At 62.4% G+C, this 14,457-nt stretch carries 19 protein-coding genes; 8 read left to right on the top strand and 11 right to left on the bottom strand.

Going from position 1 to position 14,457, the window contains the following annotated elements; genetic code table 11:
- Window positions 1–54: 54 nt before the first annotated feature.
- The 5 genes from RLCC275e_RS28480 to pcaD all read right to left on the bottom strand — a co-directional run bounded on the left by RLCC275e_RS28480 (window position 55) and on the right by pcaD (window position 3,892).
- Window positions 55–1,101, bottom strand: a complete 1,047-nt coding sequence (locus RLCC275e_RS28480; RefSeq protein ID WP_130708074.1) for a 3-carboxy-cis,cis-muconate cycloisomerase — start codon at window positions 1,099–1,101, stop codon at window positions 55–57.
- A gap of 206 nt (window positions 1,102–1,307) precedes the next feature.
- The gene (pcaG, locus tag RLCC275e_RS28485) at window positions 1,308–1,919 is read right to left on the bottom strand and encodes a protocatechuate 3,4-dioxygenase subunit alpha (protein ID WP_033183765.1); all 612 of its coding nucleotides are present in this window, start codon (window positions 1,917–1,919) and stop codon (window positions 1,308–1,310) included.
- A gap of 2 nt (window positions 1,920–1,921) precedes the next feature.
- Window positions 1,922–2,671 carry a protocatechuate 3,4-dioxygenase subunit beta gene (pcaH, locus tag RLCC275e_RS28490; protein WP_033183764.1) on the bottom strand — a complete coding sequence of 250 codons (750 nt, stop codon included), beginning with the start codon at window positions 2,669–2,671 and terminating at the stop codon, window positions 1,922–1,924.
- Window positions 2,672–2,681: 10 nt separating this feature from the next.
- The gene (gene pcaC / locus RLCC275e_RS28495; protein ID WP_033183763.1) at window positions 2,682–3,086 is read right to left on the bottom strand and encodes a 4-carboxymuconolactone decarboxylase; all 405 of its coding nucleotides are present in this window, start codon (window positions 3,084–3,086) and stop codon (window positions 2,682–2,684) included.
- Window positions 3,083–3,892, bottom strand: a complete 810-nt coding sequence (gene pcaD / locus RLCC275e_RS28500) for a 3-oxoadipate enol-lactonase (RefSeq protein WP_033183762.1) — start codon at window positions 3,890–3,892, stop codon at window positions 3,083–3,085. The genes pcaC and pcaD overlap by 4 nt, the downstream gene beginning before the upstream one ends.
- A gap of 94 nt (window positions 3,893–3,986) precedes the next feature.
- On the opposite strand from pcaD, the gene pcaQ reads away from it, so the two are divergent.
- The 3 genes from pcaQ to RLCC275e_RS28515 are packed head-to-tail and all read left to right on the top strand — an operon-like array spanning window position 3,987 to window position 6,154.
- The gene (pcaQ, locus tag RLCC275e_RS28505; protein WP_033183761.1) at window positions 3,987–4,907 is read left to right on the top strand and encodes a pca operon transcription factor PcaQ; all 921 of its coding nucleotides are present in this window, start codon (window positions 3,987–3,989) and stop codon (window positions 4,905–4,907) included.
- Window positions 4,908–4,964: 57 nt separating this feature from the next.
- A complete protein-coding gene (locus RLCC275e_RS28510) occupies window positions 4,965–5,486 on the top strand; it encodes an MbcA/ParS/Xre antitoxin family protein (RefSeq protein WP_033183760.1) in 522 nt (173 codons plus the stop codon).
- A complete protein-coding gene (locus RLCC275e_RS28515; RefSeq protein ID WP_033183759.1) occupies window positions 5,483–6,154 on the top strand; it encodes an RES family NAD+ phosphorylase in 672 nt (223 codons plus the stop codon). The genes RLCC275e_RS28510 and RLCC275e_RS28515 overlap by 4 nt, the downstream gene beginning before the upstream one ends.
- Before the next feature lie 43 nt (window positions 6,155–6,197).
- On the opposite strand, the gene RLCC275e_RS28520 is transcribed toward RLCC275e_RS28515, so the two are convergent.
- Window positions 6,198–6,839 (bottom strand): alpha/beta hydrolase family protein, encoded by a 642-nt coding sequence (locus RLCC275e_RS28520; protein WP_033183758.1) that lies wholly within the window; start codon window positions 6,837–6,839, stop codon window positions 6,198–6,200.
- Window positions 6,840–6,909: 70 nt separating this feature from the next.
- Between RLCC275e_RS28520 and RLCC275e_RS28525 the strand changes: the two genes are divergently transcribed.
- Window positions 6,910–7,092 carry a hypothetical protein gene (locus RLCC275e_RS28525; RefSeq protein WP_033183757.1) on the top strand — a complete coding sequence of 61 codons (183 nt, stop codon included), beginning with the start codon at window positions 6,910–6,912 and terminating at the stop codon, window positions 7,090–7,092.
- A gap of 271 nt (window positions 7,093–7,363) precedes the next feature.
- Here the strand turns inward: RLCC275e_RS28525 and RLCC275e_RS28530 are convergent, their stop codons facing one another.
- A complete protein-coding gene (locus RLCC275e_RS28530; RefSeq protein ID WP_033183756.1) occupies window positions 7,364–7,591 on the bottom strand; it encodes a hypothetical protein in 228 nt (75 codons plus the stop codon).
- A 94-nt stretch (window positions 7,592–7,685) separates the two neighbouring features.
- Between RLCC275e_RS28530 and RLCC275e_RS28535 the strand changes: the two genes are divergently transcribed.
- The 4 genes from RLCC275e_RS28535 (at window position 7,686) to RLCC275e_RS28550 (ending at window position 10,532) form a co-directional block, all read left to right on the top strand.
- Entirely contained in the window at window positions 7,686–8,000 is a 315-nt protein-coding gene (locus tag RLCC275e_RS28535) for an EamA family transporter (RefSeq protein WP_033183755.1), read from the top strand.
- Between the two features lie 148 nt (window positions 8,001–8,148).
- Complete coding sequence (locus RLCC275e_RS28540) at window positions 8,149–8,898, top strand: sulfite exporter TauE/SafE family protein (protein ID WP_033183754.1); 750 nt, start codon at window positions 8,149–8,151, stop codon at window positions 8,896–8,898.
- A gap of 357 nt (window positions 8,899–9,255) precedes the next feature.
- Entirely contained in the window at window positions 9,256–9,516 is a 261-nt protein-coding gene (locus tag RLCC275e_RS28545; RefSeq protein WP_033183895.1) for a DUF982 domain-containing protein, read from the top strand.
- A gap of 314 nt (window positions 9,517–9,830) precedes the next feature.
- Window positions 9,831–10,532: a DUF899 family protein gene (locus RLCC275e_RS28550; RefSeq protein ID WP_033183753.1), complete on the top strand. Its 702-nt coding sequence runs from the start codon at window positions 9,831–9,833 to the stop codon at window positions 10,530–10,532.
- 20 nt (window positions 10,533–10,552) lie between these two features.
- Here RLCC275e_RS28550 and RLCC275e_RS28555 read toward each other — a convergent pair whose 3' ends face one another.
- From RLCC275e_RS28555 to hutG, 4 genes are all read right to left on the bottom strand, one after another.
- Complete coding sequence (locus RLCC275e_RS28555) at window positions 10,553–11,182, bottom strand: J domain-containing protein (RefSeq protein ID WP_033183752.1); 630 nt, start codon at window positions 11,180–11,182, stop codon at window positions 10,553–10,555.
- A 175-nt stretch (window positions 11,183–11,357) separates the two neighbouring features.
- The gene (locus tag RLCC275e_RS28560) at window positions 11,358–11,933 is read right to left on the bottom strand and encodes a HutD/Ves family protein (protein ID WP_033183751.1); all 576 of its coding nucleotides are present in this window, start codon (window positions 11,931–11,933) and stop codon (window positions 11,358–11,360) included.
- Window positions 11,934–11,939: 6 nt separating this feature from the next.
- Window positions 11,940–13,613, bottom strand: a complete 1,674-nt coding sequence (gene hutU / locus RLCC275e_RS28565; protein ID WP_130708076.1) for a urocanate hydratase — start codon at window positions 13,611–13,613, stop codon at window positions 11,940–11,942.
- 24 nt (window positions 13,614–13,637) lie between these two features.
- Window positions 13,638–14,456, bottom strand: coding sequence for an N-formylglutamate deformylase (gene hutG / locus RLCC275e_RS28570; protein ID WP_033183750.1), 819 nt, complete (start codon window positions 14,454–14,456; stop codon window positions 13,638–13,640).
- Window position 14,457: the final 1 nt, after the last annotated feature.

Below are 14,457 nucleotides of genomic sequence, written 5' to 3' on the forward strand. Positions count from 1 at the left end.
ATTTCATTGCACTCTGCATAGCCGGTTTACGGCATGAGATGCAAAAGCGCTGAATCACGTCGTTCCAAGCCGCCGGATATTCCCCGTCAGCTCCTTCGCCAGTCGCAGGCTAGCGGCGGTTGCCATCGTTATTTGCGGCAGCAGCAGCCATTCGAGCGTCCAGGCAGCTCCGGAACGTTCCTGTTCGTGGACGAGGGACTGGTGGATGCCCGATAGAACAGTGGCGTTGAAGCGCGCGAGCGAGATGAGGACTTCGGCGGAAACGGGGTTCTGCTTGTGTGCCATCGCCGACGAGGTGCCACCGCCCGAGATTTCGATTTCATCGCCGGCCTGGGCAAGCAGCGCGATATCCTGCCCCATCTTGCCGAGACTGCCCGATATCGATGAGAACAGGCCGGCGATATCGGCGATCGGCAGACGCCCGCTCTGCCATTGCGGTGCATCGGTGAGGCCGAGTTCCTGGGCGAGCGAGGCGCGGATGGCAGCGGCCTGCGACCCGAGCTTGTCGAGCGTGCCGGCCGCGCCCCCGAACTGGACGGGAAAACCCTGCTCGGTCAGGCGGTCGCGATAGGTCGCCAGTGGTGCACGCCACGCATTGAGGCGATCGGCGACGGTGATCGAGATCGCCGCCTGCATGCGGGTATGACCCATCAGCTGGTTCCGGCCGAACTGGCGGTCGAGCCCATCGAGCCCTGCGGCAATGGTGGAAAGCCGGCCGGCAAACAGGAAGACGACGGCTTTCAGGCGGATCATCAGGCTGGTATCGATGACATCTTGGCTGGTCGCGCCTAGATGCAGGCTTTTTGCCGCCTCCTCGCCGGCGTCAGCGCGCAGTTGCTTGACGAGGTCGGGAACGACCACGCCGTCCCTTGCCGTTGCCGATCGGAGACTGGGCATATCGGGTGAGAAGGCGGCGCAGGTATCAGCGATGCGCCTTGCGGCTTCGGCAGGGATCAGGCCATGAGCGGCTTCAGCCTTTGCGAGTGCGGCCTCGAAGGAGAGCATGGCCCGTATATCCGCCTCGGCGGAGAAATAGGGGGCGATTTCATCGTCGCCGAGCAGGCCGGAAAGGAAGGGGTGGTCGAAGGGCGATACGGTCATGATCGTCTCGGTTTGTGGTGGTGGCCCCCTCATCCGGCTGCCGCCACCTTCCCCCCGCTGGGGAGAAGGGACTCGGGGCGGCGCCGGCGCCTTCTGGGCAAGTCATCTCGTGTGCCATGTCCCCCTCGCCCCTCGGGGAGAGGGTAGGGCGAGGGGGACGCTACTTGCGCGGCGCCCCGTGGACAAGCGACTTGCGCGGCTCGTTCTCAGATATCCAGAAACACCGTTTCCTTCGGACCCTGCAGATAGATGTCGAAATGACAGGTCGCGTCGTCGCGGGTGGCGATCATCGTTGCGACGCGCTCGCGATGTTCGATGCGGGAAAGCAGCGGGTCGGCGGCATTGGCCTCCGTCTCCTCCGGAAAATACATGCGTGTATGCAGGCCGATATTGATGCCGCGGGCGACGATCCAGAATGTGATGTGCGGGGCTTGTCTGCGGCCGTCCTTGAAGGGGACGCGGCCGGGCTTGACGGTCTCGAAGCTGTAGACGCCGTCTTCAGCGCGGGTCGGGCAGCGGCCCCAGCCGGTGAAATTGGGATCGGCGGCGCCGCGCATTTCCGAGGGGCTGCTATAGAGGCCGGCGCTGTCGGCCTGCCAGATCTCGATGACCGCATCGCGCACCAGCGCGCCGGCGCCGTCGAAGATCCGGCCGGTGACGGTGATACGCTCGCCGAGCGTCTTGTCGTTGACCATCTCGATGCCGAGATCGGTGTCGTAGACGCCCGAGATGTCGCAGAAATTCGGCGTCAGGCCGATATGGACATAGGGCCCGGCCGTTTGCGACGGGGTTTCCTTGAGATAGCCGAGCTGCTGCATGGTCAGTTGCCCTCCGGTCTGCTTTCGAACATCGTCGAGCGGCGGCCACGCAGCACGATATCGAATTTATAGGCACGTGAATCCATCGGAATGGTGTTGCCCCAGTCGAGCGGCGCGATCAGCTGCTCGATCGCCGCTTTGTCGGGGATCGTGCCGACGATCGGACATTTCCAGATCATCGGATCGCCTTCGAAATACATCTGGGTGATCAGGCGCTGGGCAAAGCCGTGTCCGAAGATCGAAAAATGGATATGGGCGGGACGCCAATCGTTGATGCCGTTCGGCCAGGGATAGGCGCCGGGGCGGATGGTGCGGAAATGGTAGCGGCCGTCCTCGTCGGTGATGGCGCGGCCGCAGCCGCCGAAATTCGGGTCGATCGCCGCCAGGTAGGTTTCCTTCTTGTGGCGATAGCGGCCGCCGGCATTGGCCTGCCAGAACTCGACCAAGGCGCCAGCAACCGGCCTGGCGCGCTCGTCGAGCACGCGGCCATGGACGATGATGCGTTCGCCGATGGCACTTTCGCCGGGCTGCGCGTAGTTCAGGATCAGGTCGTTGTCGAGTTCGCCGATCATCGAATGGCCGAAGACCGGACCGGTGGTTTCGGAAATCGTGCCGTCGAGCGAGAGCAGCGCGCGCTGCGGCGCGCGCAGCACGGAGGTCTTGTAGCCGGGGGTCAGCGCTGGCGCATGCCAGGCGCGGTCGCGGGCGAAGAAGCCGCCGGTCTCGGGCTTGCGGTTCGGTCGTTCGGACATGTTCCCCCTCTCAGGCCGCCTTTTCGGCGTCCATCTGTTCAAAAGCCTGTTTTGCGATCTTGATCGCGTGATTGGCGGCGGGAACGCCGGCATAGATTGCAACATGCAGCAGCGCCTCGCAAATATCCTCGCGGGTCGCGCCCGTATTGGCGGTGGCGCGCACATGCATGGCGACCTCGTCGTCCTGGCCGAGGGCCGCAAGCAGAGCGATCGTGACGATCGAGCGCTCGCGCTTCGTCAGCGCCGGGCGTGACCAGACATGGCCCCAGGCCGCTTCGGTGATCAGTTCCTGGAAGGGGCGGTCGAACTCCGTCGCAGCAGTGGCGGCGCGGTCGACATGGGCGTCGCCAAGTACGGCGCGGCGGGTCGCCATGCCCTGGCGATAGCGCTCGGAGGAGGATGCGGTCTCATTCATGGGCTGACTTCTCCAGGCGGAATGGATGTGAGGAAGGCGCGGATGATCGCCGTCAGCGCCTCCGGCTGCTCGACACAGGGAATGTGCGCGCAATTGCGGATCACTTCGTAGCGAGCGCCTGATATCAGCTTCGCGGTCGAAAGCACGAGATCGGGCGGCGTCGAGCCGTCCTGGTCGCCGACGATGCAGATCGTCGGGACAGCGATCGTCTTTGCGATTTCGGTGAAATCGGCATCGCGGATCGCAGCGCAGGCGGCGATATAACCCTCGACGGGCTGGCGCGTCAGCATGTTGCAATAGCCGGCATAGGCAGTGTTCTCGGGCCGGCGGAAGGCGGGTGTGAACCAGCGTTCCATGATGGCGTCGACAATGCTGCCGATGCCGTCTTGCTCGACGGCGGCGATGCGGGCGTTCCAGCTCTCCGCCGTGCCGATCTTGTGGGCGGTGTCGCAGAGGATGAGCGCGCGGACCAGGTCCGGCCGGCGGTGATAGAGCGACTGGGCGATGAGGCCGCCGACGGAGAGGCCGCAGATGACGGCATCCTTGACCGACAGCAGATCGAGCAGGCCGGCGAGATCCGTCGCGTGGTCCTCGATCGATGAAGGGAGCTGGCCGACATCGGAGAGGCCGTGGCCGCGCTGGTCGTAAAGCACGATGGCGAATTCGCCGGCAAGCCGTACCACGACATCACGCCAGATGCGGAAATCCGTTCCCAGTGAATTGGTAAAGACGATCACCGGCCTGTCGGCGGGGGCACCAATGATCTGATAATGGATCGTCACGTCGTTTATGCTGGCAAATTGCACGTCACTCTCCTCCCGAATGTGAAACTGACTGGTTGATCCGGTTAAGTAAAATGATATTTATTGGCGTTTCGATAACCCTGGAGTTATGCGACCAATGATCGACAGCCGGGTCAAGTTCCGCCATCTGCAAACCTTTGTCGAGGTGGCGCGGCAGAAGAGCGTCATGAAGGCCGCCGAATTGCTGCATGTCAGTCAGCCGGCGGTCACCAAGACGATCCGCGAACTGGAACAGGTGCTGGGTGTCGATGTTTTCGAGCGCGATGGTCGCGGCATCAAGATCACCCGCTACGGCGAGGTCTTCCTGCGGCACGCCGGCGCGGCGCTGACGGCGCTGCGCCAGGGTCTCGATTCCGTCTCGCAGGAGCAGTTCGCCGATGCGCCGCCGATCCGGATCGGCGCGCTGCCGACGGTGTCATCGCGCATCATGCCGCGGGCGATGGAACTCTTCCTCAAGGAAAAGACCTGGAGCCGGGTGAAGATCGTCACCGGCGAGAACGCGGTACTGCTGGAACAGCTTCGCGTAGGAGATCTCGATATCGTTGTCGGACGTCTGGCCGGCGCCGAGAATATGGCGGGCTTTTCCTTCGAACATCTTTATTCCGAGCAGGTGGTGTTTGCCGTGCGCGCCGGCCATCCGCTGCTCGACGGCCGGCAATCGCCGTTTGCCGGCTTCGGCGACTATACGGTGCTGATGCCGACGCGGGGTTCGATCATCCGGCCGGTGGTCGAAAATTTCCTCATCGCCAACGGCGTCTCCAGCCTGCCGAACCAGATCGAGACGGTGTCGGATTCCTTCGGCCGCGCGTTCCTCAGGGCAAGTGACGCGATCTGGATCATTTCCAACGGCGTGGTGGCCGGCGATGTCGCCGACGGGCGGCTGGCGCTTCTGCCTGTTGATACCGGCGAGACCAAGGGGCCGGTCGGGTTGACGATGCGCGCCGATGCCGTGCCGTCCCTGCCGCAATCGATCCTGATGCAGACGATCCGCGAGGCCGCAGGAGAGGCGGCCCTTTAAATTCGCTTGATGAATGCCCAGATTTGGACTAAGTCTAATTCAAGACAGGAGGCTTTCATGCAGCATGCGCGACGGGAGCAACGGGAAGACCAGGGGCCACAGCGGCTGGACATGGAGCGGTTTGCTCCCGCCAACCGCAAGAGGCTGAGCGCCCCGGCCCTGCGAACCTTTCTGGCGATCGCCGATCTCTGGGGGCTGACGGAAGAGCAGCGTCTGCTCATGCTCGGTTATCCATCCCGGTCGACCTACCACAATTGGGCCAAACAGGCGCGCGAGCACGGCGCTTTCACGCTCGATGTCGATACGCTGACCCGAATCTCAGCCGTGCTCGGTATCCATCAGGCACTCGGCGTGCTTTTTTCCGATGAACGCGCCGGCGTCGCCTGGCTGCGCACACCGCACCAGGCGCTCGTTTTCAGCGGGCATCCGCCGCTTGATGTCGTGACGAACGGGACCCAGGACGGGTTGATGACCGTCCGCCGGTTTCTCGATGGCGCCCGCGGTGGTCTCTACATGCAGCCAAATATACTCGACGAAGCGTTCACGCCCTACGAAGATACGGACATCGTCTTCCGGTGAGGGATCGTTTTGCCCAGGCGCCGCGTCCGTCGTACCGGCTGATCCCGTCGCAATTTCCACCGATCGGGCTTTTTGAGACGGTGACGCGGGCGGCCGATCTCGAAGCCGTGATGGAGCTCGTCGGCTGGACCAACGACCGGCTCGTCGCCGACCGCATCCAACGGCTTCCCGAGGACCAATGGGTTTATGGCGTTGCCAATGCCAGCATCGTCATGGCGGCGTTCCTGCATGTTGCGCCGGGAGGAATGCGCTTCAACGGCCCTGATCTCGGCGCCTGGTATGCCGCCGACGATCTCAAGACGGCCGCCGCGGAGGTTGGCCATCATCTCAGGCGCGAAGCCGTCGCGCGCGGGGTGGCGACGATGGCGCGCACCTATCGAAGCTATTCGGCCGCTCTGATTGGTGATTACCTCGACATTCGCGGAGAGCAAATGCTGCGGCCCGATGTCTATGACGGCACCAGCTATGCGGCGTCGCAGGTGTTGGGAGAAGCGGTGCGCTCGAGCGGCGGCGCCGGTATCCTCTATGATAGTGTCCGGCTGAGAGGCGGAGTGGCGATCGTCGCGCACCGGCCGCGCAATATTCAGGGCGTGGTGCAGGCCGATCACTTCGAAATCACCATTTCCGCCACCGACCGACGCATCGATGTCAGGAAGCTCGCGGCCTGACGGCGGCACCGACAGGCCGCCGAAACCGGAGATATGGTGATGCTCAAGCTGGCAGTCGTTCGGCCCATGCCATCGCCGCCTCCGCCATCGTGGCCAGGTGGTCGGCACTGGAGAAACCGGAAATCGTCTTGCGCGGCTTGAGGTCGTGATCGCCGTCCTCGAGCCAGAGGATCTCGATCCTGTCGGACACATCATAGCCCGGCACCTCGTCCCGCGTGCCAAATTCGTCGCGTGTTCCCTGGCAGATCAGCGCCGGCGTCGTCAGCCCCGTGAGATGGCCGGTGCGCAGCTTCTCCGGCTGGCCGGGCGGATGGAAGGGATAGCCAAGGCAGAGCAGACCGACGATCTTTCCCCGACGATGACGATCATCGGCGATCATGCTGGCAACCCGGCCGCCCATCGACTTGCCGCCGATGATAAGCGGACCGCTGGCGCCGAGCTCGGCAATGGCCGCCTCGTATTCGGGATTGAGCGTTTCGGCGCGCGGCGGCGGCTTGCGGCCTTCTAAGGTGCGGCGGGCGGCCATATAGGCGAATTCGAAACGGGCCACACGGAAGCCAACGCCGGCGAGTGCATTTGCCGCTGCTGTCATCGATGCCGAATCCATCGGTGCGCCGGCGCCATGTGCCAGAAGGATGGTGAAGCGCGCATCCTGAGGCCCCTGCAGCAGAAACCGGTCAAGCATCGGTAATCCTCCATGCCATCGTCGGAACCATGTCGACGGCCGTGACTTCTTCCTGGAAAGGAGACTGAGAATGTCGACGAATGATCAAAACGTAAAGCCCGAACAGCGGCGCCCCAAAGATGTCGGCGCCGTTCCTGAAAAGCCGGAGCCCGCAGACTCTGAATCAATGGCGCCGCCGGCGGTGCAGCCGGCTGGGGTCAGGGACAAAAGCGAACGACCCGTGATCAATCCGATCACCGGGGTCGCCTCCTGATTGGCTACGGTCAATTATCGTGTAGAACCGCAGAACCGCCTCTTGAAACCCCGGTTGGAAGGGTCCATATACCCGTCCTGCCTGAAAAATGGATGCGCGCGGTATCGACGTCGTCGAACTGTTCGTTGTCCGACAGGATAAGGGCGCTCCCCGCAAGGGTCGAGCGCCCTTTTTGCTTTCCAGCCCTTGCGCATATCATCGCTTTCGTCTTGTCGTGTGATGGCGGAAGGGGTTCCGCCGGCGCAGAAGCGAGGCTCCTCCAGAGACTGCATCATAAGGGGACTGGTCGTGAGCCAGCGGATTTTATCAGCCCGCTTTCTCGATCTTTCATGTCGGCTTCAACGCTCTTCTTGAGAACATCCATGATGTTGATGACGTTCGAAAAACTTTCGCGGCGTCGTCCTTTTTGATCCTGGCCGCCTTGGACGATTTGGACGGCTTGAGAGCCTTCTTCTTGGTAGCTAACGTCGAGCTGGGTGTAGAATAGACGGATCACCATGTAGCCGTACGCCGCGATCGAGGAAAGGGGATAGTCTCCGATGGATTGACGGGCCGCCCGGCGTTAGACAAAACGCGTCAGCAGGAGTTTATCGATGCGTGTTGCCGCCATCCTCTTCATAGCCGTCTGCCTATTCTTGGCGGGAGCGACCGCTTCCCGCGCATATGTGAGCAACTCTAACCTTTGGCTGCTCGCCACCGCGCTGGTCCTCTACACATTAGGCAATCTTTCGATGATCGCTCTCATGCGGACAAGTGGGCTTTCCCTTGCCATTTCGTTGTCTTCGGTCGCGCAGCTCATCGCCATCAACGCGATCGCCGTTTTGGTTTTCGACGAGCGGCTCGGCTGGCATCAGGCGGTTGGCGTACTCCTCGGGATAGCATCGGTTACGCTCATGGTGATCGGATGAATGGCTCTCAATTGCGTTTCCTTGACTACGGCGAATGGCAGTCGTGGGGCGGACTCTCCTGGACGCGCAACGGCGTGCGGCGAGTTGACGGCGGTATTGGACGAGAGGCTCGGCCGGACTCAGGCTTGGGTGCTAAGGCGATCTGAACATGTACGATATCATTCTTCTTTTCCTTGCTGGCTTGTTAGCAGGCAGCATGAATGCGTTGGCGGGCGGCGGGTCGTTCGTCTCCCTGCCTGCGCTGATATCGGTCGGAGTGCCGTCGGTAGCGGCAAACGCGACAAGCACCCTAGCCTTGTTTCCCGGCGGTATGGCGAGCTCGTGGGTCTATCGTGACGGGGTTAGGAGTGTGTGCGGCGTCAATGTCGTGCCCATTGCCATCGTGACGGTCACGGGTGGCGTGGCCGGAAGTATTCTATTGCTGCTAACCCCATCCAGGATTTTCGATGGTCTCCTGCCATGGCTTTTGCTGGTGGCGACATTGATGCTGACTGCAGGTCCGAGGCTCAGCGCCCGGCTCCAGACGCAGGCACGTCCGAGTGTTCTGGCGTTCGCAACGGTTCAGTTCTTTCTCGGTCTTTATGGCGGTTATTTTGGCGGCGCGGTGGGTCTCATGATGCTTGCGGCATGGAGCGTGCTCGGGGGCGGGGACATCAAGAGCCTGAACCCGACAAGAATGGTGATGGTCACTGCCGCCAACGCGGTCGCCGTCGTCGTCTTCGTACTTGCCGGGGCGATCGTATGGCAGGAGTGCATTCCCATGACGATTGGAGCCGTTATCGGCGGGTGGATCGGAGCGCATATCGGACGAAGGCTCCCATCATCGGTCGTCCGGTTGCTAACCCTCACGGTCGCCTTTTTAACGACCGCGGTGTTCTTTTCGCGAGCTTACCTTTGAGCAGAGGTCCGGCACCCCTCAGGCTCTCAGTCAATAACTCTCTTGTTTTATAGGTATTGAGCTTCCTGCGATTGTGCGCCGCCTCCCTTGGAGCCAGCCGGCCGAAGGCAGAGCTGATCGATCTTTCGGCGGCGGCCTTATCGGTTTCAGCATGGCGGGTTAATGAGGCTGGCGAGCGTTTCCCTGTCAACAGGTGCCCATGCTGACGCTGGCGATGCTGAGGCGACTAAAGCGCCTTTAAGAAATGGTCTCCTTTTCATTATGCGGCCTGGGAAACCAGCTTCGGCATGCCAGCGGAGATCGCGGAACGGTTCTTGCACGGTTACTAATATGTTTATTGTGGGGAGACCTAATGTCATGAACTGGCACACATCTGCAGAGTTTGCCCCTCTGATGCTCCTTGTGAGTGGGTCGGAAAAATACAAGCTTGTGGCGACCCTTTTCCAGGCTGCCGAGATGCTGACAGCTGGCTGGCCGATCGACGATGGAGAAGAATATCTCATAGCGATTAGGGCGTGTCGGAATGCAATTCATGGGGAAATTCCAGCTCAGGACGCGCGGGCAGCGCTTATCCGCGCCGCCGACGAAGCTGGCATTCCGGTGATCACCGTTCACTGAGTTTCACGGCGCTCTTCGGCCTTATCTGCCCGACTTCCATGGTCATGTTCTGAGGAATTGGAATCGCACCACGTGGTGCAGCTAGATCAAGCCGTCTCGTCCACATCGCCGTCTTCGTCGAGGTTGTGCACCGGCAGCTTGGCTTTGGCGATCCGGGCGCCGAGCCGGCCAAAGCGGGGGGCAAATATTTTCCGTCGGCTCTGTCGATTTTCGCATCAGCCGATCGTCCTTGTCATGATGTGCTGGCATCGCGGTCGTGTTCAGCACGTCCTTTGCGCGTCTGAGACGCGCGGCAATAGAAGGAGGATATCGTCATGGATAATCGGAATCTGGTCCCCGCCGCCGTGCTTGCGGTCAAGAACGGTGTACGTTTCCCCAATGAGAGCGAAGCGTATCGCAGCGCCCGCGACGAGCTGCTGGCCGAAGAGATCGAATTGCGCCGGCACATCGAGCGCGTGGCGGTACAGCGCCGGGCGCTGCCGCCGGGCGGTGAGGTCACGAAAGACTACCGCTTCGAAGGCAGCGGCGGGCCGATCTCCTTCAGCGAGCTCTTCGCCGACAAGGACACGCTGATCGTCTACAGTTACATGTTCGGCCCGCAACGCGAGCGCCCGTGCCCGATGTGCACTTCGCTGCTCTCGGCCTGGGACGGCGAAGTGCCTGACATTCAGCAGCGCGCAGCCCTTGCGGTGATCGCCCGCTCGCCGATTGAAAGGCTGCTCGCCTTCAAGAAGGAGCGTGGCTGGCATCACCTGCCGCTTTATTCTGACATGACGGACGATTACAGCCGCGACTATCACGCGATCGGCGGTGATGGCGGCGATGACGCCGCCTTCAACGTGTTCACGCGGCGCGACGGCACCATCCGCCATTTCTGGAGCCAGGAGATGGGCGGGGTGACGGCCGATCCCGGTGAGGATCCGCGCGGCGCGCCCGACCTGATGCCGCTCTGGACCGTCATCGATTCGACGCCCGAAGGCCGGCCGGCGGACTGGTATCCGAAGCTGTCCTACTAAGAAGATGGCGTCGTCCGGCGTCAGCCGGTGGAGCGGTTTCTGGACGCCTCGACCCATTCGATGCTGGTGACCGCGGCATCCGGCAGCGGCGGCGGATCGATGTCGTAGACATAGCCGGAGAGCATGTCGGCGGCGCGTTCCGTCGCCTTGATCTTCGCCTCGGTTTCGGCGACCGCCTTGGAGATCGCTTCGATGCGGGCGCGGAACATGTGGGCGAGCACATCGCGGCCTGACTGCTTTTCGAGCCGTTCCAGATGCAGGCCGACGCGCGAGGCGTGGCGCTCCAGCTCACTCTTGCTGAAACGCGCCTTGCGCAGTTCTTCGGAAAGACTGTCCTGCATGACGGCGACGGGATCGAAACTTCCGGGTGCGCGCTCGTCGAGCACTGCGTCGGTGACGAGCTTCTCGATCATCACGAGCGCCTGCAATTCGGCGGCATCGGCGAATTCGACGTCGTAGCCGGTATCGTCGTAGACCTTGCGCCGGACCGGATCGAGAAGCAGCCCATAGGCTTTCTGGAGATTGGCAAAGGCTTCCGAATCACCACCCGAATCGGGGTGGGCAACTTTCGCCAGGCGCCGATAGGCGGCCTTCAGTTGCGCCTCGTCCGCATCGCGTTCAACGCCGAGAATATCGTATGGATCCGTCACGCCTGCTCCCTTGCTCCCCGGCACGTTGCGGGCAGTCTAGGTCTTCTTCTGCATCAGAAGGGCGAAGTTTAGACCGAAACGAGGAATGACGTCCATGGCCCGAGATGGCGATGGTTTATGCGGATGCTTCGCCAAATCCTCGATTGTTTAATGTTTTCAATTCGTTGTTCTAAGATCAGCCCGTGGTGATCGAAGCGAGATAACATCTGGCTTCGCCATCGATTTCGAGCACGGTTGCGGCCGCGTCCTCGATCAGCAGTGCATCGCCGGCCGCAAGCGCGCCGGTCTCGCCGTCCCGCCGGAATGATAGTGTGCCGCGATGGCAGAGGAACAGGCATGTCGAGGGTGGCAGCGGCACGGTCTTGCTGCCGTCGACATCGATCCGGATCAGCGTGTGAGTGAGCCCGTCACGGCGCGTCATGACGTTGAGATCGGTGATCTCTCCGTCCTCGAGCCTGGCTGCGACGGGGATATCCGCCGGGAAGGCCAGGGGATCGCTTGCCATTGTCAGCAGCACCGGCGTGCTGCCTGCGACATCGAGCACCATGCCTTTGCCATCAAGGATCGCCAGCGTGCGGTCGATGCCTGGAAAGATCGAAAACGGGCCGTCCTCTGCGACCGTCGCCATGCTGATGCGCCAATCGAAGTCGTTGATCGATGCGTCAGGCGGACAGACGGCGATCTCCACCGTCTGTCCCTTGCCGTTTTTCCAGGGCATGCGTTTGTGATCGCCGGCGCGCAAGACCCTCATGAGAGCTCAGTTCCCGAGAATGCCGGGCAGGCGCAGGCCCTTTTCCTTGGCGCAGTCGATGGCGATCTCGTAGCCGGCATCGGCGTGGCGCATGACGCCGGTCGCCGGATCGTTCCAGAGCACGCGCTCGAGGCGTCTTGCGGCATCGTCCGTGCCATCGGCGCAAATGACCATGCCGGAGTGCTGCGAGAAGCCCATGCCGACACCGCCGCCGTGATGCAGCGACACCCAGGTGGCGCCCGACGCCGTGTTGAGCAGGGCGTTGAGCAGCGGCCAGTCGGAAACGGCGTCGGAACCGTCCTTCATCGCTTCGGTCTCGCGGTTCGGCGAGGCGACGGAGCCGGAGTCCAGATGGTCGCGGCCGATGACGATCGGGGCGGAGAGTTCGCCTGTTCTCACCATCTCGTTGAAGGCGAGGCCAAGCTTGTGGCGGTCGCCCAAGCCCACCCAGCAGATGCGGGCCGGCAGACCCTGGAAGGCGATGCGCTCCCTGGCCATGTCGAGCCAGTTGTGCAGGTGCTTGTTGTCAGGCAGCAGCTCCTTCACCTTGGCATCGGTCTTGTAGATATCCTCCGGATCGCCGGAAAGGGCCGCCCAGCGGAAGGGGCCGATGCCGCGGCAAAACAGCGGGCGGATATAGGCCGGTACGAAGCCTGGGAAGGCGAAGGCGTTTTCGAGGCCTTCGTCCTTGGCGACCTGGCGGATATTGTTGCCATAATCGAGTGTCGGCACGTCGGCATTCCAGAAGGCGATCATCGCTTCGACATGCTCGCGCATCGAGGCGCGGGCCGCTTTTTCCACGGCCTTCGGATCGCTTTCGCGCTTCGCCTTCCATTCGCCCATCGTCCAGCCCTTCGGCAGATAGCCGTTGATCGGGTCGTGCGCCGAGGTCTGGTCGGTGACGATATCGGGGCGGATGCCGCGGCGGACCATCTCCGGCAGGATTTCGGCAGCATTGCCGAGCAGGCCGACGGACTTCGCCTCGCCGGCCTTGGTCCAGCGGTCGATCATCTCAAGCGCTTCATCGAGCGTCTCGGCCTTGGCGTCGACATAGCGGGTGCGCAGGCGGAAATCGATCGAGTCGGGATTGCATTCGACGGCCAGGCAGCAGGCGCCGGCCATGACGGCGGCGAGCGGCTGGGCGCCGCCCATGCCGCCGAGGCCGCCGGTCAGGATCCATTTGCCCTTGAGATTGCCGCCGTAATGCTGGCGGCCGGCCTCGACGAAGGTCTCATAGGTGCCCTGCACGATGCCCTGCGTGCCGATATAGATCCACGAGCCGGCCGTCATCTGGCCGTACATGGCAAGGCCCTTCTTATCCAACTCGTTGAAATGATCCCAGGTCGCCCAATGCGGCACGAGGTTGGAATTGGCGATCAGCACCCGCGGCGCATCCTTGTGGGTGCGGAACACGCCGACCGGCTTGCCGGACTGTACCACCAGGGTTTCTTCTTCCGTCAGCGTCTTCAGCGTCGCGACGATGCGGTCGAAATCCTCCCAGGTGCGGGCGGCGCGGCCGATGCCGCCATAAACGACGAGCTCGTTCGGATTTTCGGCGACGTCGGGATCGAGATTGTTCATCAGCATGCGCAGCGGCGCTTCGGTCATCCAGCTCTTGGCATTGAGATCGTTGCCGCGGGGCGCGCGGATTTCGCGGATATTGTGGCGTGGATTGTTCATGGCGGTTCCCCTGTCGAGTGATCGTTATCGTTTCAGGCCTGGCGCAATCTGTTCGATGCGCACCAGAATGTTCTTGAGATGGACGCGAAGTCTGTCTGCCTTGGCGCCATCGCAGGCAAAGGGCGCCGCCTCGGTTTGGAGATGCGTCGATTGCGCGAGCTCCATCTGGATCGCGTGCACACCGGTATCGGGCCGACCATAGTGGCGTGTCGTCCAGCCGCCCTTGAAGCGACCGTTCAGCACACTGTCGTAACCTTCGGCGGCTTCGACGACGGTGAGCGTCGCCTGCTCGATCGCGCTGTCGCACGTCTTGCCCATGTCGGTGCCGATATTGAAATCCGGCAACTTGCCTTCGAAGAGGAAGGGAATGTGGGAGCGGATCGAGTGGCAGTCGTAGAGAATTGCGACGCCATGGATTGCTCTCACGCGCTCGATCTCGGCGGCAAGTGCGGCATGATAGGGCGCATGGAAGTCCCGCAGCCGCGCCGCGACGTCGGCTTCGTCAGGCGCCTGCCCATCCTTCCAGATCGCCTTGCCGTCGAAATCCGTTTCAGGAACAAGGCCGGTGGTATTCTGGCCGGGATAGAGGCTGACGCCCGCCGGATCGCGGTTGGCGTCGATCACATAGCGGTGGAAGGTGGCACGCACCACCGTGACATCGTCGAGCAGGCCGTCATAGAGCTCATGGATGTGCCAGTCGGTGTCGGCCAGCATCCTGCCGTTGCCGTTGAGGCGGTCGGCAATCTCAGCCGGCACGTCGGTCCCGGTATGGGGGAAACCGAGGATGACGGGCGAGGTGCCTTGGCGAATTTCGCATGGAGAGGAGACTTTTTCCGTCGCCATC

Source organism: Rhizobium brockwellii (assembly GCF_000769405.2).
Taxonomy (GTDB): domain Bacteria; phylum Pseudomonadota; class Alphaproteobacteria; order Rhizobiales; family Rhizobiaceae; genus Rhizobium; species Rhizobium brockwellii.